The sequence below is a fragment of the Paenibacillus barengoltzii NBRC 101215 genome, from assembly GCF_004000745.1.
GTDB lineage: Bacteria > Bacillota > Bacilli > Paenibacillales > Paenibacillaceae > Fontibacillus > Fontibacillus barengoltzii.
Genome location: NZ_BILV01000007.1, coordinates 139,488 through 159,803, shown reverse-complemented (window position 1 = coordinate 159,803; position 20,316 = coordinate 139,488). Strand labels below are relative to the sequence as shown.

General features: G+C 52.8%; 16 protein-coding genes. 9 read left to right on the top strand and 7 right to left on the bottom strand.

The features are described 5' to 3' along the window. Positions 1-291: 291 nt before the first annotated feature. Complete coding sequence (locus tag PBA01S_RS03245; protein WP_127575320.1) at positions 292-1,200, bottom strand: EamA family transporter; 909 nt, start codon at positions 1,198-1,200, stop codon at positions 292-294. A 196-nt stretch (positions 1,201-1,396) separates the two neighbouring features. On the opposite strand from PBA01S_RS03245, the gene PBA01S_RS03240 reads away from it, so the two are divergent. After that, positions 1,397-1,585, top strand: coding sequence for a hypothetical protein (locus PBA01S_RS03240; RefSeq protein WP_036644358.1), 189 nt, complete (start codon positions 1,397-1,399; stop codon positions 1,583-1,585). A gap of 57 nt (positions 1,586-1,642) precedes the next feature. On the opposite strand, the gene PBA01S_RS03235 is transcribed toward PBA01S_RS03240, so the two are convergent. Next, positions 1,643-2,341 (bottom strand): hypothetical protein, encoded by a 699-nt coding sequence (locus PBA01S_RS03235; RefSeq protein WP_127575319.1) that lies wholly within the window; start codon positions 2,339-2,341, stop codon positions 1,643-1,645. Positions 2,342-2,540: 199 nt separating this feature from the next. Here PBA01S_RS03235 and PBA01S_RS03230 point away from each other — a divergent pair, with 199 nt between their 5' ends. Continuing rightward, on the top strand, positions 2,541-2,753 hold the full coding sequence (locus PBA01S_RS03230) for a DUF378 domain-containing protein (protein WP_016313849.1): 213 nt from the start codon (positions 2,541-2,543) through the stop codon (positions 2,751-2,753). 54 nt (positions 2,754-2,807) lie between these two features. Here the strand turns inward: PBA01S_RS03230 and PBA01S_RS03225 are convergent, their stop codons facing one another. The 3 genes from PBA01S_RS03225 to PBA01S_RS03215 form a co-directional block, all read right to left on the bottom strand. After that, a complete protein-coding gene (locus PBA01S_RS03225; protein ID WP_164744074.1) occupies positions 2,808-3,479 on the bottom strand; it encodes an SGNH/GDSL hydrolase family protein in 672 nt (223 codons plus the stop codon). Between the two features lie 122 nt (positions 3,480-3,601). Continuing rightward, positions 3,602-5,437: an ABC transporter ATP-binding protein gene (locus PBA01S_RS03220; protein ID WP_127575317.1), complete on the bottom strand. Its 1,836-nt coding sequence runs from the start codon at positions 5,435-5,437 to the stop codon at positions 3,602-3,604. Further along, positions 5,427-7,181: an ABC transporter ATP-binding protein gene (locus PBA01S_RS03215; RefSeq protein ID WP_127575316.1), complete on the bottom strand. Its 1,755-nt coding sequence runs from the start codon at positions 7,179-7,181 to the stop codon at positions 5,427-5,429. Before PBA01S_RS03215 ends, PBA01S_RS03220 begins: the two co-directional genes overlap by 11 nt. A gap of 232 nt (positions 7,182-7,413) precedes the next feature. Here PBA01S_RS03215 and PBA01S_RS03210 point away from each other — a divergent pair, with 232 nt between their 5' ends. Genes PBA01S_RS03210 through PBA01S_RS03200 form a run of 3 tightly spaced genes read left to right on the top strand, consistent with a single transcriptional unit; the run spans position 7,414 to position 11,129 of the window. After that, a complete protein-coding gene (locus PBA01S_RS03210) occupies positions 7,414-8,910 on the top strand; it encodes a spore germination protein (protein ID WP_127575324.1) in 1,497 nt (498 codons plus the stop codon). After that, on the top strand, positions 8,900-10,000 hold the full coding sequence (locus tag PBA01S_RS03205) for a Ger(x)C family spore germination protein (RefSeq protein ID WP_164744073.1): 1,101 nt from the start codon (positions 8,900-8,902) through the stop codon (positions 9,998-10,000). Before PBA01S_RS03210 ends, PBA01S_RS03205 begins: the two co-directional genes overlap by 11 nt. Before the next feature lie 19 nt (positions 10,001-10,019). Continuing rightward, positions 10,020-11,129, top strand: a complete 1,110-nt coding sequence (locus PBA01S_RS03200; protein WP_051416784.1) for a GerAB/ArcD/ProY family transporter — start codon at positions 10,020-10,022, stop codon at positions 11,127-11,129. A 58-nt stretch (positions 11,130-11,187) separates the two neighbouring features. Here PBA01S_RS03200 and udk read toward each other — a convergent pair whose 3' ends face one another. Next, the gene (gene udk, locus PBA01S_RS03195; RefSeq protein WP_016313842.1) at positions 11,188-11,811 is read right to left on the bottom strand and encodes a uridine kinase; all 624 of its coding nucleotides are present in this window, start codon (positions 11,809-11,811) and stop codon (positions 11,188-11,190) included. 245 nt (positions 11,812-12,056) lie between these two features. On the opposite strand from udk, the gene PBA01S_RS03190 reads away from it, so the two are divergent. From PBA01S_RS03190 to PBA01S_RS03180, 3 genes are all read left to right on the top strand, one after another. Further along, a complete protein-coding gene (locus tag PBA01S_RS03190) occupies positions 12,057-14,690 on the top strand; it encodes a calcium-translocating P-type ATPase, PMCA-type (RefSeq protein ID WP_016313841.1) in 2,634 nt (877 codons plus the stop codon). Between the two features lie 175 nt (positions 14,691-14,865). Next, complete coding sequence (locus tag PBA01S_RS03185; RefSeq protein ID WP_028537456.1) at positions 14,866-16,599, top strand: methyl-accepting chemotaxis protein; 1,734 nt, start codon at positions 14,866-14,868, stop codon at positions 16,597-16,599. Between the two features lie 111 nt (positions 16,600-16,710). Next, the gene (locus tag PBA01S_RS03180) at positions 16,711-17,829 is read left to right on the top strand and encodes a mechanosensitive ion channel family protein (protein ID WP_127575314.1); all 1,119 of its coding nucleotides are present in this window, start codon (positions 16,711-16,713) and stop codon (positions 17,827-17,829) included. A 56-nt stretch (positions 17,830-17,885) separates the two neighbouring features. Here PBA01S_RS03180 and PBA01S_RS03175 read toward each other — a convergent pair whose 3' ends face one another. After that, a complete protein-coding gene (locus PBA01S_RS03175) occupies positions 17,886-18,638 on the bottom strand; it encodes an SDR family NAD(P)-dependent oxidoreductase (protein ID WP_127575313.1) in 753 nt (250 codons plus the stop codon). 268 nt (positions 18,639-18,906) lie between these two features. On the opposite strand from PBA01S_RS03175, the gene PBA01S_RS03170 reads away from it, so the two are divergent. Continuing rightward, positions 18,907-20,187: a methyl-accepting chemotaxis protein gene (locus PBA01S_RS03170; protein WP_127575312.1), complete on the top strand. Its 1,281-nt coding sequence runs from the start codon at positions 18,907-18,909 to the stop codon at positions 20,185-20,187. Positions 20,188-20,316 lie beyond the last annotated feature (129 nt).

Below are 20,316 nucleotides of genomic sequence, written 5' to 3'. Positions count from 1 at the left end.
ACACTAGAGACGTTAATAGGGAGCCATCGGGGACTTCTGGAACGTAACGGACAGAGATGACGTTATTTCAGGGTAGTCACCGTGAATTGCAGCTCTCCAAGCCGAATAAGGCCCGTGAAGTCCGTTACACTGGGAAATACCCGGGAAATGTGCGAATAAGGTCATTACGGTCCGTTACGTGTTAAGGCAAGCAGTTACAGCAATAGCTACTGCGGCCAACTCGTTACGCGGCCCCTCACTCAGCCCCTCACTCGGCCCGATGCTCGCCTTGCCGAGGTCCCGCGCCTCACCCTACAGCTCGTCCGCCAAGCCAAGCAAGGCGATCCCCGCCAGCACGAGTACGATGACTGCATATTGCAACCGGCTGAGCCGTTCTTTAAGGAACAGGCGGGACAAAATCACCGAGAAGACGCTGTACGAAGCGATCAGCGGGGCTGCAACGATGGCGTTGCTGGCCATGGCGAAGACGTAGAAGAACTGGCCGGTCGTCTCGAAAATTGCAGCTACGCCTTTGACGCGTTCGGTCCAGAGGTTGAACCGCTGTTTTTTGACTGCAACCAAGTAAATATAAACCACCGCTGCACACAGGAAAAACGTGAACTCGTAAGCCAGAAGCGCGGCATCCTCACCAATCAGCTTCAGCTCGTCCAGATAAATGCCGTCAGCAAACGTGCCTAAGCCGTCAAGCAGGCAGTACAGCAGCGGGAAGGTGATCGCCATCACGCCGATTTGATATTTGGCGTTGAGGTGATCTGTCCCCGTCTTCAGGGCTATTCGCTCTTCTTGTTTCTCCAAAATCGCCAGCCCCACCACGCCGAAGGTAATGATCGCTACCCCTGCAATGTCCATCCATCCGAGATCATGAGGGAAGAACAAATACAGGAGAATCGCGGTCACCGCCCCGGATGAGTTCTGCACCGGCGAAGCGATAGAGAGCTCAATGTACCGGAGCCCGAAATAGCCGATCGCCATCGATAGAATGTACAGCGCCGATACCGGCAAATAGCGAATCATATCGAATGGATCAAAGGACAGCCCTTCGATCAACAGGTACGCCGTGCCGTGAATCCCCATCACCAGACCTACCATAACGACGATCTTCAGATGACTGAACGGGTCTTTGCTGTCGCTGCCTTTTTTATAGAATAGATCGGCACTCCCCCACGCTAGAGACGTCAGTAGTGCAAATAGAAACCACATATCTATGCTCCTTCCAAGAAAATAGCAATCTTACTGATTATACAAATCATTCGGCGGGGAGTGTCTATGAAAAAACTTACCAATGAGAGTTGGAAGGAAATAACCGCAAAAATGCAAACGCTCTCTACTTATGGTAAAATGCTACTAACATGAAATCATAGATTCGTTGAAAATAAAGGGGCAGGAGTGTCGCGGTATGAGAGGATATAACTTGTGGCGGCCGGTATTTTTGATCTTGATCGCGCTGCTGACCAACGGTTTGGTGACGAACCTTTGCATCTTGTTTGGAATGTCGACTGAAGCTGCCGGGAATATCGGATTCGTGGCGATGATGCTCGCCGCTTTGATCGTGTATACCCGATTTTCGAAGAACCGCCGCAAGTAATAGACAAAGAGACGCAGGATTTGCGTCTCTTTGTTGTTTGGAGCCATTCCTAATAGGTCAGACCATCAAGGCTTTGATGCCGTTAAATAACGGGATAATCGATTTGATGGCGTTATAGCCCATCTTCATCAGGGGCATGTATTTTTGCACTTTTTGCACCATTCCGAGAATGGCTGGCCGGCGGGGTCTTTCCGAAGGAGAGGTCTCCGTGTTCTGCTCCTGCGTTCCGCCGGAGCCCTCGCTTCCGCTTGATCCGCCAAAGCCAAACAGCCCGGGTCTCCGCGGACGCCCTGGCCCTCCAGCGAAGCCATAGCCAAAGGGTCTGGGTCCGGGTCTTCCTGGCATTCCGCTAAAGCCATAATAACCTTGAGGTCTTCCCCATCCTCCGTTCAAGTTTCCGTAATAGCCCAGTTCCCGGGGTCTTCCCCAATTGCCGCCTGGGCCAGGACCATATCCCATAGGCACACCGCCTAGCCCCCAGCCGACGTCGGGACGGATGCCCTGGGCGAAACGGGGATCTCTTGGGAGGCCGCTGTCCAATGGCTGCTGGATAGCCGATGAGCGTGCTTTTTTGCTGTGGGCTGCCTTCTTCTTCTTCATTTTCTTCTTGCCGCGCGGGGGTACGGAGAGAACCAGGCCGTTCGCATCCAGCCCGGCGATCCATCCGATATAAGAACGCCCGTCGTGCAATTCCACGCGAACCGGCTGGCCCTTCAGCTGTTTCGCACGTTTGCGAATGTTTGCCGAACTTGCCATGCAAGGATCACCTCGGTGCTTAGTTTTTACGCTAGACGTTTTCCTCGATATATCTTACTTCCGAAATGGGTTCGATGCCTGTGCTTGTTCCTCAATTTCTAGCCCGTTTCGTGATATTTGCCGGAATCTGCATAAATTTTGGGCAACTTGGAAATTTAACTAATGAATAAAAAAATTTCGACCGAGGAGTTGGCCCGGAATGAAAACATTAAACGCAATAGCGCTCGCATTACTGATTGTGGGCGGATTAAACTGGCTGTTGGTGGGGCTCTTTCAATATGACTTAGTGGCAGGCATTTTTGGCGGGCAAGACTCGACCATGTCGCGGATCATTTACACGCTTGTCGGCATTAGCGCCATCTACGCGTTTAAGTTCTTCAACGATGTCACGAATGATGAAGTCGCCAGATAAGCTGGGGAATCCGTGGAAGTATGCGGGAAGGTCCGGGATGTGAGAGCATCCCGGCTATTTTTTTTTCTTGGAAGATACGCTGGTTTTAGGAAAAAGGTAGGGCGCAAGTCCGTTCGCAATCACCCGGTGTCCCTGATTGTTCGGATGAATCGGCAGCGTACCGCCGAGGAGGTCCTCCAATTGGCCGCCTCGATACCCGTCGATCAGTTCGGCTTGCTTCCCTTCAAACCATCTGTGTGCGGGTGCCACCTTGGCTCCGTAAGAGGCCGCGATGCCGTGGGTCGTCTCGTTAAGACGACTGATCCACTCGATGGCAAGTGAGTTGCCCGGGAACGGGTTGTATTGGGTGCAGCATACGATCCGGGCGGAGCTAATTTTGCGGATATGGCCCAGAAGGGTGCTTAAATTTCTGCGAAACTGGAAGAGGATCTCCATATTCGGAAACGGTCCGCCATTCACCAGCGGGTCAATCGCCGAATTGGCTAAATCGACGCCCCCAATCCAGACCGATACAACCGAGGACTGTTTAATCATGTCCGAGCCTTGCCGCAGTACGGCATCCAGCAGATTGCCGCTGGTCCAACCGGACCGGGCTAATACATAACCCCGGATGGGCCGGGGGGTAGAGCGATTATTCTCCGATACGATTAACTGAGGATAGGCCAGCCGCGGCGAGGTCGCGTTATCACCATACGTGATGGAATCCCCAAGTGCGGTGTATATCATCTCCAGGTCACCCACCTAAGATAGACTTTACAACTATAGTATTGCGAACCAGGTGGGGAGGTGCGGTTTATCAAAAAAGGGCTGGTCCGATTCATTCAGACCAGTCCTTATACTTGACAGACTTACCTGCGCGGTGCCAGCTGCCTCAGCTCCGCACGACCTTGCCGTGAGTGGCGTACCAGCTCCGCATAGTAGCCGCCGCGGGCCAGCAACGTTTCATGCGTGCCCTGCTCGGCGATCCGGCCGCTCTGGATCACGAGGATGCGGTCCGCGTGCTGAACGGTGGACAGGCGGTGCGCGATGACCAGCGTTGTCCGGCCGGCGGACACTACGCTTAACGCGTTCTGGATCATCAGCTCGGTTTGGGAATCCAGATTCGCCGTCGCCTCATCGAGGATGAGGATTTTGGGCTGGAAGACCAGGATCCGGGCGAAGGAGATCAGCTGGCGCTCACCGGCAGACAGCCCGCTGCCCCGATTGGACAGCAGGGTGTCGTAGCCGTCCTTCAGCCGCGTGATCATTGGCTCGGCGCCGATGCGCCGGCAGGCGTCGATCACTTCGTCGCGGCTGATGTCCTCGCGGAAGAGGCGGACGTTGTCAATAATGGACCCGGCGAACAGGAACGGGTCCTGCTGCACCAGTCCGACGATGCGATGCAGCGAGGCCTGCGGAAGCCGGCGGATATCCGTGCCGTCGATTTCGACGCTGCCTTCGTCTACATCATAGAACCGCGTCAGCAGGTTTACCAAGGAGCTCTTGCCTGCGCCGGTCGTGCCTACGATGCCGATGAATTCTCCTGCTCGCACATGAAGGTCGAGGCCATGCAGCACTTCCTGGCCCTCTGTGTATGAGAAGCGGATGCGATTGAAATCGATCCGCCCGCGTACCGTATGGGCCAGCAACGCTTTGGTTTTCTCCGGCGCAGGGTCTTGTACCTCCGGCTCGGCGGAGAAGATTCGCCACAGCCGGTCCACCGACACGATGGTGGACTGCAGCGTGTTCCATTGTTGGGTAATTTGGTTGATCGGCTGAAAGAATTGGCGGATATAGCTGATGAAGGCATACAGCACGCCAAATTCGATGCGATGGCCCAGCACCGCGAAGCCGCCGATCCAAACGACGAAGGCCACCGACAAATTGCCAAGCACGTCGAAGGAACGGTTAAACAGGACGGTGGCCTGAACTTCCCGCAGATTCGCTTTTAAATAGGCGGTGTTCCGGTCCCTGAAGCGGGACGTTTGCTCCCCTTCCTGATGGAACGACTGAATCAGACTCATCCCGCTCAGATTTTCCGCTGTAAACGCGATGAGCCGGGACAACAGCGAGCGGGCTCGCTGATAGCTGGTGCGCAAATATTTACGGAAGGCGATGGCAATGGCCGTGATGATCGGAAAAAGAATTAGGCAATATAAGGCCAGCTGGACGTCCAACGCAAACATAAAGACAACAACGAGGATCAGCGATAATCCGTCGCGGACCAGACTTAACAACACCTGGGTAAAAAACTGGTTGATCGTCTCCGTATCACTGGACTCATTTGTGACAAGGCCGCCAGCTGAATTGCGGTCGAAGAAAGACATCGACTGCCGGGTGATCTGCTTAAACAGATCTTTGCGCAGCAAGGCAACGATGCTTTGCCCGGCCCGTTGCAGTAGATTCGCCTGCCAATAGGAGAACACGCCGCTGACTGCCTCAAGCGCAAGGTAGGCCAAAGCGAGGCTAAGCAGGATGCTGGGGCCGTGTGCACCAAACAGCACCTTCTCATCGATGGCATATTTGATCAGGAACGGCTGCAGCAGGTCGGCGGAAATGGCCAGAAAGGCAAAACCAAACACGGCGATGAACGCCTTTCGGTGTGGTTTGGCATAGGTGAGCAGGGCGGCAAACGCCTTCCTCCGTTGCTCCGGAGTGACCTCGTATTTCCTGCGGGTGTCGGCTGCTTCGGAATTAGTTGACATCGCAATCCTCTCCTTCCTGCAGGTGATACAGGTCTGCGTACAAGCCTCCGGCTTGCAGCAGCTGCTCATGCGTTCCTTGCTCGGCAATCCGCCCGTCATCCAGCACGAGGATGCGGTCGGCATGTTTCACCGCACTGATGCGGTGGGCGATGATCAGCGTTGTTTTTCCTTTACGAACTTCCCGGAGATGAGACAGGATGCGCGTCTCCGTTACGGAATCTACCGCACTGACGCTGTCGTCAAGCAGCAGGATCGGCGCGTTCTTGATCAGTCCTCGGGCCAAGCTGGTGCGCTGACGCTGCCCGCCGGATAACGTTAAGCCGCGTTCGCCCAGCTCGGTATCGAACCGCTTCGGGAACTTTACGACGTTGTCATAGAGATCCGCCATCCTTGCGGCGTCCTCCACTTGGCGCAGCTCGGAGGTTCGGTCGAAGAAGGCGATGTTGTCACGGAGCGTCGTGCTGAACAGGAAGCCGTCCTGCGGCACGTAGGCAATCCGGGTGCGGAGGCTCTCCAGCGTCAAGCTTCTGATGTCGCGGCCGCCGATGAAGACTGTGTCACGGGGAGGATCGTATACCCGCAGCAGCAGTTTGACGAGCGTCGTTTTCCCGCTGCCGGTTCGGCCCACGATGCCCAGCGTTTCTCCAGGCTTGAGCCGAAGGTGAATGTCCTGCAGCGATGCGCGGGCGGCGTCCGGATAGGTGAAGGTTAACCCGCGGATCTCGATGTCGAGGCTGTGCGGATTTTCCGGCAGCGGCAGGGCATCGGCTTCATCGTAAATGTCCGGCTTCATGGACAACAGGTGGTTCAGCCGGTCAAGGGAAGCTCGCGCACGCTGCATGAAGTTGATCACGTTGCCGATCAGCCGCAGCGGGTTCATAATCATCCGCAAATATAAGGTTAAGGCCACGAAATTACCCAGCGACAGCTCGCCGTGCGAGACGAGCAGGCCGCCGTAAGCGATGGCCACCGCCATGGAAACCGCGCCGGTAAACGGCAGCAGCACCTGAAACAGCGAGCTCATCCGGACCAGCGACAGCTGGCTGCTCAGGATGCGGTCCACAGTCTGCCCAAACCGGGCGCGGGCAATCTCTTCGATTGCGAAGCTCTTCGTCACCTTGATGCCTTCAAATTGCTCCTCCGCAGCTTCCGTCATCGCCGCAAGCGACTCCTGCACCTTTCGCGAGTTGTCACGGATCTTAGGGCCGAATCCGCTTACGATAAACGGGATGGCAATCAGCGGCAAGACACATACCACGATCAAAAGCGCCGGAATATCGCTGACCATCATCATCGTGATGACGGAGATCAACAACACCGACGCATTAGTTAACTGGTTCAACCCGTTAGCGATCGACTCCCGCACGCCGGTGACGTCATTCATCACGTAGCTGAGCAGTTTGCCGATTCCGTGTTTCGAGAAGAACGCTTCGCTTAATTGAGTAAAATGCCGAAATAATTGGTTCCGGGCCCGAAATTCGAACATTCGCCCCAGGCGATGGTTCATGTACTGACCGAATCCAAAGCAAAGGCCATAGACGACGGCGATGGCAGCCAGAGTCAGCGCGTATCGGCCTACTCCGCTTCTAGTCAGCCCGCCTTGCTGGAGGTGATCCGTAAAATCCCCCAGGACCTTCGGGAAATATGAATACGTCACATTGGCAGCCGTCAAACATAGCGCAGCTGTCAAATACAGCGGAAAATGCGACTTCATGTGGCTCAGCAATAAGGTTTTTCCACGCATCAGGCATCCCGTCCTTTCCCAGAAAAGGTGATTGTTATCCTTCGACCTCCTTTTTTCCAGTCTCAGCTTTTTAATCATACTGCGAATTTCCAGATCCATCAAACCGCGGGACACGTCATTTTGTATATTTATGCATTGAAGATGCGGGTGTAGAGCGGAAAACGGAATCATTATTTTGCATAAACCCTGCCACGCTGCGGAATCTTAAAGGAAAATGATTGAAATCGAGGGGATGTTTGTGAAGCATTCCGATAACGAGAAACGGCTGAACCAGAGGCATTCGGGCCTGGAGCAGGTCCGGAAGTCCAGTGATTTTCACGAGTTTTCGCCCTTTGAGGAAGATGAAGGATTGATTCGAGTCGCCTATTACAGTTCGTTGGTGTCGGATGATAAGGTGACCCGTTATTTGCTTCCTGCTCTTCGGGAGCATCGGGATCGGCTCGGTCAACCGGAAGAGCTGATGGACCTGTTGCCTTTTGCCGAGGTGATGATTGCGAACACGGAGAAAGAAGTTGTCGCAAAACTCATGGAAGGGTACGTCTTGCTCCGCATGGATTCAGCGGAAGACTTGTATGTACTGGCGAATTTGAATAACGCCCAAACCGGTCAACGGCAGAGCAACGACACTGAGAATGAGTTCAGTGTCATGGGGCCGAAGGTTGGTTTTGTGGAGAATCTGGACACGAATCTGCATCTCTTGAGGCAGAAGCTGGCAACGCCGGCGTTGATTTTCGAAACCCTAACGATCGGTTCTCACTCCAACACCCGAGTGGTTATCGCTTATTTGGAGGATGTCACAAATCCGGAGATCGTCGACACGATGAGGCAGCGGCTGAAAAGCATCGATTACGAAGTATTGTACGACACCTCCCAACTGGAAGAAATCATTGCTGATCAGAGCAACACCATGTTCCCGTTATTTATCTCCACCGAACGGGTCGATCGGGTTACCTTTGCCCTTACCTCCGGGCAAGTGGCTGTCTTCACGGACGGTTCTCCCTACGTCATGGCGGCCCCAGCTAATTTTCTTGGTTTTTTCGTGTCGCCGGAGGATTACTGTTTGCCTTGGATCTTAGGGTCATTCCATCGCATTATTCGACTTCTGAGCGTGGTGTTCTCGGTGTTTGCCACACCGATTTATGTGGCGATTATGACGTTTCATTATGAGATCCTCCCTGAAACGATTCTTGGCCCGTTAATTCAGTCGCGAATCCATGTACCATTTCTGCCGGTCGTGGAGGTGATCTTTCTGGAGATCACGATTGATTTGCTCAGGGAGGCAGGCGCACGGCTGCCGTCTAAAATCGGCCAGACCCTTGGGATCGTCGGCGGTATTGTTATCGGTGAGGCTTCTGTGCAAGCCGCATTGACCAGTACTATTTTATTGATTATTGTGGCGCTGTCGGCCCTGGCTTCCTTTACGACTCCGATTGTCAAAATGGCGAATACGATCCGGCTGCTTCGTTTTCCGTTTATCTTATTAGCGGCCCTTTGGGGCGGTCTTGGAATTACTATAGGTTTCTTGATGTTGATGGGACATTTAATGCGGCTCAAATCGCTTGGGGTGCCGTATCTCGCGCCGCTGTATCCTTTTCGAACAGACAATTTGGCCGACAGCGCCATTCGGGCTTCCTATCAATACTTGAACCGTCGCAGCTTATTCCTACGCCCGTTAACCGCTTATCGCTACCACCCACAATCACGGAAGGAGGATGACTATGCGGAATAAACGGCTTAGGAGGTTTGTTGTTCTCACCGCTCTTATGCTGGGGATGACCCTGACGTTGATCGGCTGCATGCAAACTCGGATCGTGGACAGAATTAAAATTCTCACCGTGTTGGGAGTCGACCAGAAGAACGGACTATACCAGACTATTGGTCTCTATATGGACCATATGGAAAACGATAGAATTAAGTCCATCTATGGGGAAGGGGATACGGTGGAGTTGATGCTCAGCCAAATGAACATGCAGTCCCCCCATACGATTCAAACGGGGAAGCTGCGAATGTTAGTATTTAGCCGCCGGATGGCCGAGCAAGGCTTGGATTCCTTCCTGCATACCTTCTGCAGAAGCCCGATCACCAGCACAAGCATGATCTTGGCCGTCTCGGAGGAACCTCCGCAAGAGATGTTCCAAAGTTTAAAAGGAAAAAACAGGGAAGGACTGCCCTATCATTTAATCGAGCAAAATGTGACGTCGGATAACGCTCCTCTGAACAATCTGCATATTTTTTTATTCAATTGTTATGGAACAGGGAGGGACGCATTCGCTCCGTATCTTAAGAGGAACAAGTATGGGAAAATCGAATTCACAGGACTCGGTATTTTTCAATACGATCGGCTGAAATTGGTGCTAGATGCGAAGGAGACGCTGCTCCTCAAAATGATGAAGGGACGTGGAAAAGGCGGGATCTTACCCGTTCAAATCAATGCGGGTTCCGAGGAACATGTGGCAGCGCTCAGCCTGCTAAAGGAAGAGCCCTCCATGCACTTCGCCCTGGATCACGGAGAAGCCCTCAAAATGACCATCGACTTGCATCTAATAGGGATGTTAAAGGAAATCCCTAGAATGAATATGCGTTCTGAAATCACCTACAAATATACGGTATCCGAGCTAGAGCAGCAAATAAATGACAATGCCATAAAGCTGCTGAACAAGCTGCGTGACAACGGCGTAGATCCGCTCGGATTAGGTGACTTTGTTCGGGGACATCAACGTTCCTGGGACGAAGAGGATTTCTACAAGCGGGAGTACCCGCGAATGCGTTTCGAAGTTCATACTCATCTCACTTTAAAGGAATCGGGGATCGGATATTAGATCAAGGCAGGAGAAACGGATGAGCCAAAACGTAAAGCAAAGCAGCCAAGTCTCGGCTTACTTCACCTGGTTTCTAGTCCACGGGGTTCAAACGGGGATCGGGATGTTGAATTTTCAGCAAAGAATTGTTCGCGGCGCGGAACAAGACGCCTGGATTTCCTTGCTGGTGGTAGGCATCTTGATGCACCTCGTTATTTTTATGTTGTTCCAATTGATGCGTATGGCCGAAGACGGGGATATCTTCTCTCTCCACCGTCAAATATTCGGAAACGTCATTGGCCGAGGGTTAAGCTTGGTTCTGTTCTTCTACTGTGTGCTGATTTGTGTAGGGCAGATTCGGCCCTATGCGGAAGTGATCTATGTATGGGTGTTTCCGGATTCGTCGCTATGGCAAGTTGCGTTGATCATTTTAGCGGCGGCTACGTACATTGTGTCCGGAGGCTTTCGTGTCGTTACCGGCATCTGCTTGCTGTGCGTTATTATTCCCAGTTTCATTCTCCCGACGCTCTATTTTCCTATGAAGCTCGCTCATTGGAACAACCTACTTCCGATCATGAATCATGGTCTGGGCGATTATATAACGTCGGCGGTGAATTCACTCTATATCTTCTTAGGGCCCGAATTTCTCTTGTTCTACTATCCATTTCTCAAGGATAAGCGTAAAGCGCATAAATGGGCACATCTCGCGACAGCCTATACCACCGTGCTTTATATGCTCGTGCTGATCACGACCCTGGGATATTTCAATATGTTGCAGCTGAAGGGAACGATTTGGCCAACGCTTGTTCTATCTAAAATTATTCGTTTGGCGTTTTTGGAACGTTTCGACTATATCTATATCTTTGATTGGCTGCTGGTGATCTTCCCGGTTTGCTGCATTTCGATCTGGGCAGCGGTTCGTATTCTGCATCAAACTTTGAAGTTGCCAAGGAAATGGGCGCTATGGATCACCTTACTCGTGGTTTTTGGAGTGATCATCTCCGTGCGAACCCCGGTGGGCATCGAACGAATGGAACTCCTCATCTCGCAGATTGGCGGCTTCCTGACCTTCGGCTACCTTCCGCTGCTGTTTCTGATTGCTTTAGTTAGACAAGCGGTGATCCGCATTCGGACGGCCCGGAGTAATTAACCCCATTCGTTGAAAAATGAAACACCTGCCAATTGCAGGTGTTTTTTCCGCTGTTTATCTAGACTTTAAACCCTCCGGTCAAATGTTTCTCCGTCAGGATGGTCAGCATTTGAATGCCCACTTCGTTATGCCCGCCTTCGGGAATAATGAGGTCGGCGTATTTTTTCGACGGCTCAATAAAAGCTTCATGCATCGGCTTTACCGTGGCCAGGTACTGCTGATGGATGGAGTGGATCGAACGACCGCGTTCTTCCATGTCGCGCAGTACCCGCCGAAGGATGCGCACGTCGGAGTCAGTGTCCACGAACACCTTGATGTCGAGCATCTCCCGCAGCTTCTCGTCATACAGGACAAAGAGTCCCTCAACGATAATAATCTTATTAGGTAATAGCTTGATCGTCTTATCCGAACGGGTATGCTTCGTAAAATCATACACCGGAGCATAGGCAGCTTGTCCGTTCTTGAGCAGGTTCAAATGCTCCACCAACAGCTCGTTATCGAAGGCGAAGGGATGGTCGTAGTTCGTCTTTTCCCGTTCGGCCATGCTGAGGTGCGACTGGTCTTTATAGTAGTTGTCTTGTGAAATAAACGTCACTTTATCAGTGTCCAGCTGGCCGATAACCGAGCGGGCCACCGTCGTTTTCCCGGACCCGGTGCCGCCGGCGATACCTATAATTAACATGAAATGAAATACCCTCCTAGAATGACATCCCTCTAAACGTTCCCGTTTAACATCTCAGTATTGTAGCATAGCCCAGGCATTTTTTCATCTTCATGCGGCTGACTCGAGGTCCTTCATATTATGGCAAATTTGTGGCGGGATATCGATGTGGAGTGTTGTTTATTTTTTCTCATAATTTCCCGCGGATTCGGTTTACAATAATGGTATGTTCATGTCTGCCAAATTCAAGTAAAGAGGTGCTGCTGATGTGGCATACGAAAACCCGGGAGGCCGTCTTGCAAGAGCTGCAGGTGGATCCCGCTGCCGGGCTGTCTTCGGAAGAAGCCGGGAAGCGTCTGTCGAAGTACGGGCCAAACCAGATTAAAGGCAAGCCGAAGCCGGGCATTTGGTCGGTCTTCTTCGCTCAACTAAAGGATATGCTGATTTATGTGCTGCTGGCTGCCGCCATCGTTACGCTGATTGTCGGAGAATACATGGATGCCGTCATCATCTTGGCCGTTGTCCTGTTGAACGCGATTATCGGAGTCATTCAGGAGCAGAAAGCGGAGAAAGCGATTGAAGCGCTGCAGCAAATGACCACCCCCAAAACGCTGGTACGGCGTGACGGGAATGTGAAGGAAATCGATTCCGGGGAGATCGTTCCGGGCGATATCGTGATCCTGGATGCCGGACGTTTCATTCCAGCCGATTTGCGGTTGATTGACAGTGCGAATCTGCAAATTGAGGAATCCGCACTGACCGGCGAGTCCGTACCGTCGGATAAAAATGCGGAGGATCTGCATCAAGAAGCGCAAACGCCCATCGGAGATCAGAGCAACATGGCATTTATGTCGACGCTTGTGACGTATGGCCGCGGCGAAGGGGTTGTCGTCGGGACGGCGATGAATACAGAGATGGGCAAAATCGCCAAGATTCTGGACGAAGATACGCAGGAGTTGACTCCGCTGCAGAAGAAGCTCGATGAGCTCGGCAAAATGCTGGGTTACATCGCTATCGGCATCTGCGTCGTGATCTTCGTCATTGGCCTTATTCAGGGACGAGATCTGTTTGAGTTGTTCCTGACTGCGATCAGCCTGGCGGTCGCGGCGATTCCGGAGGGGCTGCCAGCCATCGTAGCGATTGTACTCGCACTTGGCGTCACGCGCATGTCTCGCATCAACGCCATTGTCAAGAAGCTGCCGGCCGTAGAAACGTTGGGCTCGGTGAACATCATCTGCTCGGATAAAACCGGGACCTTAACCCAGAATAAAATGACGGTCGTCAAGCATTTTACTGCGGAGCCTTTGGGCGATGAGGCCCCGATCGAAATGATCAAGACGTTCGTGTTGTGTTCCGATGCCACTTACGAGAATGGCGAAGGGACCGGTGATCCAACGGAGATCGCCTTGGTCGCTTTCGGCGAACAGCATGGACTTTCGAAGAAATCGCTGGAGGCCGAATACAAACGGATCTCCGAGAAGCCGTTTGATTCCGACCGCAAGCTGATGTCCACGCTGAACCAGACGCGGGAAGGCTATCGCGTGCATACGAAAGGCGCGATCGACCAGCTGCTGCGGATATCGAACAGCGCGGTAGTTCACGGAGAGGTCGTACCGCTGACGGAAGAGCTGAAGCAACGCTTCATGGCAGCCGCAGAAGCGATGTCGGACGATGCATTACGGGTGTTGGGTGCTGCCTATAAGGATACGGATCGCATCCTGCCGCCCGAGGAGATGGAGCAGGATCTGACCATCCTTGGCTTCGTTGGCATGATCGATCCGCCGCGGTCCGAAGTGAAGGATTCGATCCGCGAGGCGAAAGCGGCGGGGATCACTCCGGTGATGATCACGGGCGACCATCGCAACACCGCTGTGGCAATCGCCAAAGAGCTGGAGATTGCCAGCTCCCTGGAACAAAGCATGACGGGGGCCGAAATCGACGAGTTGTCGGATGAGGCGTTTGCCGAAAAAATCAAGGGCATCCGCGTATTCGCCCGGGTTTCGCCTGAGCATAAGGTGAAGATCGTCAAGGCCTTTAAGGCGAAGGGCAACATCGTCTCGATGACCGGGGATGGCGTCAACGACGCGCCGTCGCTGAAGACGGCAGACATCGGCGTGGCGATGGGTATTACCGGTACCGACGTATCGAAGGGCGCCAGCGACATGATTCTGACCGACGATAATTTCACCACGATCGTCCACGCGATTCGGGAAGGTCGGAACATCTACGCGAATATTCGTAAGACGGTAACGTTCCTGTTGGCGTGTAATTTCGGGGAGATTGTGGCGATTCTCGCTTCGATTTTATTCTTCTGGCCGTTGCCGTTGTTGGCAACCCAGATCCTCTGGATCAACCTGGTCACCGACACGTTGCCGGCGATTGCACTAGGTGTGGATCCTGGCGAGAAGGACGTCATGAAGCGTAAGCCGCGTGATCCGAAGGAGAGCTTCTTTGCCGGAGGTGCAGCGTGGCAGGCGGTGCTTGGCGGGCTCTTGATCGGTGCGCTGACTTTGGTTGCATTTTACATAGGACTTCGTGAGCATGGGTATGGTTTGCGCACCTCCGGTATTCCGGAGGATGTGATGACTTACGCACGGACGATGGCCTTTGTTGTGCTTGCGGCGTCGCAGCTGTTCTACGCCTTCTCGAAGCGCAGTGCGACCAAGTCGATTTTCACCGTCGGTCTGTTCTCCAATCTGTTGCTCGTTGGAGCGGTTATTGCTGGATTGCTGTTACAGTTCCTGTCGATCTCGATCCCGTTCTTGGCCGCAGCGTTTAAGGTCCAAAATCTCAGCCTCTCCGATTGGGGGATCGTGATTCTCTTGGCGTTAATCCCGCTGATCTTGAATGAGATCATCAAGATCTTTATGCGGGCCGGGAAGGCTAGAGAGTCCGCCTAAAACTTCGGCAAAATCTTGAGATATGAGAATTTTGATAGAACAAAGGAGAATTTTGAATTCCCCTCTTGCCACGGTTTGATAGATGATACAAGTGAATAGACCAAGAAGAACATAGGCCGCAGATGATTTGTCTGGCGGCCCTTGTTCGTTAGATCCAACCAAGGGGGGACAACAGATGGAGAAGCAGAAGAAATCCAATGGAGTAGGAGCTGGAGGGCACGCTTTTTCGCTCGGTCGGAAGCTGACGGCAGCTTTTATCACGGTATCGCTGCTGGTGGGGGTTATTGCTGGAGTGGCCTACGCGTTCTTGAACCGGATGGATCAGAACTATTCCGAGCTGCTTGAGCAGAATACGGCAGCACGGGATCAGGCGGCCAGGTTGGAGATGGAGACACAGCGTCAGAACAGCCTCTTGTTTAGTTATATCGTGGAGCCTTCGCCCGAGAAGGAACAGCAGTTAACCGGAGCTAATGAAGAACTGAACACAATCATCAGCCGAATCGTAAGCGCTTCCGCAAGTGAAGAGCAGGGGGCGGTTGCTTCCTCGTTATCGGAATCCAATGCGACGTTTGCTCGCTTGCTGACGAAGGTTCGCGATTATGTTCAATCGGACAAGCCGGATTTGGCGAAAACAGAAGCGCTGATGTGGGCGATTCCGACGTCAGATGCGATGATTGATGGGGCAAGTGAATTGCGGACCTTGCAGGAAAGCGAACTTCAGGCGAAATTAGCCGAGTTCAAGAAAGAATCGGCGACCACCCTATGGATATTAGCGATTTGCGGAGCCATCGCGATCCTGTTCGCTGTCTTGACCGGTGTCCTGTTGTCCCGGAAAATCGTCAAACCGATGCGAGTGATGGTCAAGGGGGCCCGCGAATTGGCGGACGGCGATTTAACCCTTGCAGAGATCGCGGTGAGTAACCGTGATGAGATTGGCGAACTCGCAGCTGCGTTTAACCATATGAGACGAAGCTGGCAGGAAATGATCGGCAATCTGGGTCGGCATGCGGGACGTGTTGCTGCATCGGCGGATCAGCTGCGACACCAGTCGGAGCAGTTCCGCGCCTCCTCTGGAGAAATTTCCGATATCATGGGGCAAATTTCGTCTGGAAGCGAGGAGCAGGTGCAATCTGTAGAACTGGGCGTGACCCAAGTGACGAAGATGGCTGCGGGGGCCCAGGAGATGGCCAGCCTCGCGGATGACGCCCGCGAAGAATCGGAAGCGGCGGTGCACGAAACGCGGGCCGGCGAGGACATTGTGGCACAAGCGGCGGCCCAGATGGCCTCGATCCAGCGGCAGATGGACGAGCTTCGCGCCTTCATCGAGCGGCTAGGCGTTCGCTCGGGTCAAATTGCGGAGGCCGCGAAGCTGATTGCCGGGATCGCCAAGCAGACGCAGATGTTGTCGCTGAACGCCTCCATTGAGGCGGCACGGGCGGGAGAGGCTGGTAAAGGGTTCGCCGTGGTCGCTGGGGAGGTGCGCAAGCTGTCGGCAGAGACCGGAGCGGCCGCAGCCGATGTGACTGAGATGCTCGAAGGGGTGCGCAGTGAGATGGAGCTGGTGATCGAGGCGGCCCAAGCCGGTTCGCAGGAGGTCGCAGCAGGCATTGCGACGGTTCAGCAAGCTGGTGAGGTGTTCAGCAGCATCCGTCAGGCGGTCGAGCAGGTGGCTGGGCAAATCAGCCGGGTGACCGGGCAGGCGGAGCAACTGTACTCCCAATCGGATGCTGTCGTCCAGGCAATCACCACGATCGACCGGGTCGCTCAGCAGACCGCCAGCGGCTCCCGCGAGGTCTATGCCCACACCGAGGAACAATACGCCGGCGTTCAAGAAATGATGGCTTCAATGGAGGGGCTAAGTCAGTTGTCTGAGGAACTGCAGGCGATGATCGGCAAGTTTAAAGTGTAGGCGGCAGCGCATCCCTCGGGCTCACGACATGTCGTTTGTGGGTTATGGCCTTTAGACATCTTTCACCGGATCATGTTATAATGGCCCTTTATTTAAGGGGGTGCTATAACATTGAACGATGGGGGAAAAGTGTTGAAGTCCCTCGGACAATTGGGTTGGGAGGATCTTGGAATTGCCGTCGGCATTATGGCGCTGTTCGCTTTGTTTAGCAAAGCGTTCGTGAAGCTGGCTTTCGCTCTGCTGGATCGCAGAAAGACGGCGAAGCCGGACCGGCTAAATCTATGGAGACAAGTGCTGGAGCGGCCTTTTCGGTGGTTATTTATTCTGATTGGCCTTGAAATAGGGTTGAAATATTTGCTGCCGCGCAATGTGGAAATCGCCGTAGGCCTGGATCCCTTATTCCGCAGCGGCGTCATCGCCTTGATCGGATGGGGGATGTACATCCTATCCGCCCAATCCTCGGTATTGCTGGAGGGATTAAGCCGCAAAATCCGATTAGACGATGCAAGCATGCTTATTCCGTTCTTATCGAAGGTCCTCCGGATCGTTGTGGTTATCATCACTGTAGCCTTAATTGGGGCGGAGTGGGGATTTAGCATCAATGGACTGGTGGCCGGCATGGGGTTAGGCAGCTTAGCTGTAGCTTTGGCTGCCAAAGATACGTTAGGGAACATCTTTGGCGGCATTGTGATTATTTTGGAAAAGCCATTTTCCAAAGGAGATTGGATTCTGACGCCTACCGCTGAAGGCATGGTGGAGGACATTACCTTCCGCAGCACGAAGATCCGTACCTTCGCTGATGCGGTGATTACCGTCCCCAATGCGCAATTGGCAGATCAGCCGATCACGAACTGGAGCAAAATGGGCAAGCGAAGAGTGACTTTTACACTTCCTGTGGCGCTGGACTCTGATCGGGAACGGATGATGGCAGCCATCCGTCGAATCGAACAACTGCTTCGCGACAACGAGCAAATCGACCCAGGCACCATTTTCGTGAAGTTTACGGATTTCAACGAGAGCAGCTTAGGCATTTTCATCTATTACTTCACGCGATCAACCGTTTGGGGAGAGTACTTGTCAGCGCGTCAGGAAATGAATCTGGCCTTTATGCAGGTGCTGGAGGAAGAGGGGATTAAGCTGGCTTATCCGGCACAACGCGTATTTCTCGAATCAGCACCGGCAACGTCCGGTGAGGTGGACACCACCCGCTCGAGACAATATGAGTTCTGAATGCAAACCATCCCGCGGCGGGTTGCTCGCGGGATGGTTTTTTGCGTTAAATTGCGTTAAATCATATAAGGCACTGCTTCGATCTCCTCTGCCTTAGCGATGGCTTCCTCCAGCGTCAGACCGGTGAAGCTTTGCGCAGGGAAATAGCGCCCGCTCTTCTGGTCGTTAACGAAAGCTCCGACCACAATGCCCGGAAGTACGCTTTCCACCGAATTCGGGGCATGCGGGCCGCCCAGATCGGTCCGGCACCAGCCCGGATCGCTTAAATTAATCATCACGTCCGTGCCTTCGAGACGGGAGGCGAGATCTTTGGTGAACTTGTCGAGCGCGGCTTTGCTTGCGGCGTAGCCGGCTTGCTCCGGTTCGTTTTTGATCCCGCTGGTTGTGTTGATGACCCGGCCGAAACCGCGTTCGATCATCTTGGGAATCAATCGGTTGCAGATCGTGACGATGGAGATGAAATTAATTTGGAAGCTCTGCTCGAAATCGGAGACTGGAGTCTGCCAATAATCGGTCCGGTAAGCGATTTGAACGGCGGCGTTATTAAATACGATGTCAACCGGCGTGCCTTTGGCTTCGATTTCATCCAGCATGGCGACAACTTCCTGTTGGTTTGACAGCTCAGCTTGTACAGAGTAGACCTGGACGCCCGATGTCCGAACTTCTTGCTCCAATTGCCGGGTATGCTCCAGCTTGCGGCTATGCAGAATCAAGTTGCAGCCTTGCTCGGCCATAAACTTCGCGATTTGATACCCTATCCCGCGGCTGGCTCCGGTAATGAGCGCCCATTTGCCTTTCACATCAACCATTCGGATCCCCTCCTGTGTGCTAAAAGATGCTCGGCTGATTTCCTAACCTATTTATTTTACTAGACTTGTAAGCGGTTTACTACCATTTAACATGAATTTGACTATGGTCAATTTGGACTATATATTGGACTATATAACGAAAATCACATGCAAGATTTGGAACTCAGTGCCTATCTCGAGAATGGGAGGAGATACCTGGAGCGGATAAAAAAATGTGCCAGAGGATTTTGATTTTTACCATACTACAAATAAACCAGGTGATACTAAGATGAATCGAATTCGCAATATTTCTATCCGGACCCGAATCATGGTGCTTGTCTTCTTGGCCATGTTCGTCTCCAACACCGCTCTTATTGTAACCTTATCCTATAGCCAGAGTAATGATTTCTTTAAACTGATTACCCCCTCTTTGGTATTAAAGGCATTGATCATTTTTCTTATTTTCCAAGTGGTGTCTGCGTTTATCTCCGAAGCTTTTCTAGTTCGTCCGCTCAAAGAAGGCGCGAAGCTCGCTAATTCCATGGCCGAAAATGATTTATCCACCAAAATACATACGTTTCAGCAAGGGGAAGCCGGGCAAATGATCCGCTCGATTCAGAAGGCCAGAGATAACCTGAAGCATTTGATCGCATCCATCCAATCCTCCTCCGAACGAGTGACGCTGTCTTCGGAAGAGTTAAACCGCATCATTGAGCAGGCGAATGGGCAGGTGCACGAAATTAACGAAGGCATCAAGCATTTGTTATCCGTATTTACCCAAAATGCAGAAAGCATGAAGCAAACGGCGATTGCGATCTCCGAGATTACGAACCATTCGCAGACGACGGCAGAACTGACAAGCCGCATTGCGGAGCAAGCCCAATCGGTTATGCATTCCGCCGAAGGCGGGAAGCATTCGGTGGAATCGATCGTGGAGGCGATTAACGAGCTCGCAGCGAATACGGAGCACGTTAACAGCGAGGTGCTTGGGCTTGAGGAACAAAGCCAGAAAATTACCGAGGTTATCAGCATCATTAAACAAATTTCAGAACAGACCCACCTGTTAGCCCTTAACGCGGCGATTGAAGCGGCCCGGGCCGGGGAAGAGGGAAGAGGGTTCGCAGTGGTAGCCGGACAAATCCGGAAATTAGCCGAGGATACGAATCACTCCCTTCAGGAAATCAGCAGCTTGGTCGAAGATATGACAGTTCGTACTGGCAGTGTCGTGTCTGCGGTTGCTCAGACGGAAGAGAAGGTGCAGCAAGGCGTCACGCAATCCGAGAATGTGAAGGTTAATATCGAGCAAATCATCGATAATATCGAGAACACCTTCGCCATGTTGAACGATATTTCCGACGGGGTTACCACCCAAGCCGCTGCGCTGGAGGAAATGACCGCAACGCTGGAGGATGTGAACACCACGATCGAGTCGGGCCTGCAAGTCTCTGGCGTTATTCAAGATCAGCTGGGTACGCAGGAGCAGATCTTTGGGGATATCGAGCAGACCTCCTGTAAATTGGTCGAACTGTCCGAGAATATGAACGGGTTGACGAACGTGTTCAAGCTTTAATCCCATAGCAATTAGAAAGGGCGCTTGCTTTTGCAGGCGTTCTTTTTACTATTTCATCATTCATCTTTTCGATTTCTTCACACTGAATGAAAGGGATAATGTGCAGAAGGGGTCCTATAAGACTGCTTC

Bases quoted from the DNA above. Each gene is read 5' to 3' on its own strand.
- PBA01S_RS03245 (WP_127575320.1), bottom strand. From the start codon at position 1,200: ATGTGGTTTCTATTTGCACTACTGACGTCTCTAGCGTGGGGGAGTGCC.
- PBA01S_RS03240 (WP_036644358.1), top strand. From the start codon at position 1,397: ATGAGAGGATATAACTTGTGGCGGCCGGTATTTTTGATCTTGATCGCG.
- PBA01S_RS03235 (WP_127575319.1), bottom strand. From the start codon at position 2,341: ATGGCAAGTTCGGCAAACATTCGCAAACGTGCGAAACAGCTGAAGGGC.
- PBA01S_RS03230 (WP_016313849.1), top strand. From the start codon at position 2,541: ATGAAAACATTAAACGCAATAGCGCTCGCATTACTGATTGTGGGCGGA.
- PBA01S_RS03225 (WP_164744074.1), bottom strand. From the start codon at position 3,479: ATGATATACACCGCACTTGGGGATTCCATCACGTATGGTGATAACGCG.
- PBA01S_RS03220 (WP_127575317.1), bottom strand. From the start codon at position 5,437: ATGTCAACTAATTCCGAAGCAGCCGACACCCGCAGGAAATACGAGGTC.
- PBA01S_RS03215 (WP_127575316.1), bottom strand. From the start codon at position 7,181: ATGCGTGGAAAAACCTTATTGCTGAGCCACATGAAGTCGCATTTTCCG.
- PBA01S_RS03210 (WP_127575324.1), top strand. From the start codon at position 7,414: ATGTTTGTGAAGCATTCCGATAACGAGAAACGGCTGAACCAGAGGCAT.
- PBA01S_RS03205 (WP_164744073.1), top strand. From the start codon at position 8,900: ATGCGGAATAAACGGCTTAGGAGGTTTGTTGTTCTCACCGCTCTTATG.
- PBA01S_RS03200 (WP_051416784.1), top strand. From the start codon at position 10,020: ATGAGCCAAAACGTAAAGCAAAGCAGCCAAGTCTCGGCTTACTTCACC.
- udk (WP_016313842.1), bottom strand. From the start codon at position 11,811: ATGTTAATTATAGGTATCGCCGGCGGCACCGGGTCCGGGAAAACGACG.
- PBA01S_RS03190 (WP_016313841.1), top strand. From the start codon at position 12,057: ATGTGGCATACGAAAACCCGGGAGGCCGTCTTGCAAGAGCTGCAGGTG.
- PBA01S_RS03185 (WP_028537456.1), top strand. From the start codon at position 14,866: ATGGAGAAGCAGAAGAAATCCAATGGAGTAGGAGCTGGAGGGCACGCT.
- PBA01S_RS03175 (WP_127575313.1), bottom strand. From the start codon at position 18,638: ATGGTTGATGTGAAAGGCAAATGGGCGCTCATTACCGGAGCCAGCCGC.
- PBA01S_RS03170 (WP_127575312.1), top strand. From the start codon at position 18,907: ATGAATCGAATTCGCAATATTTCTATCCGGACCCGAATCATGGTGCTT.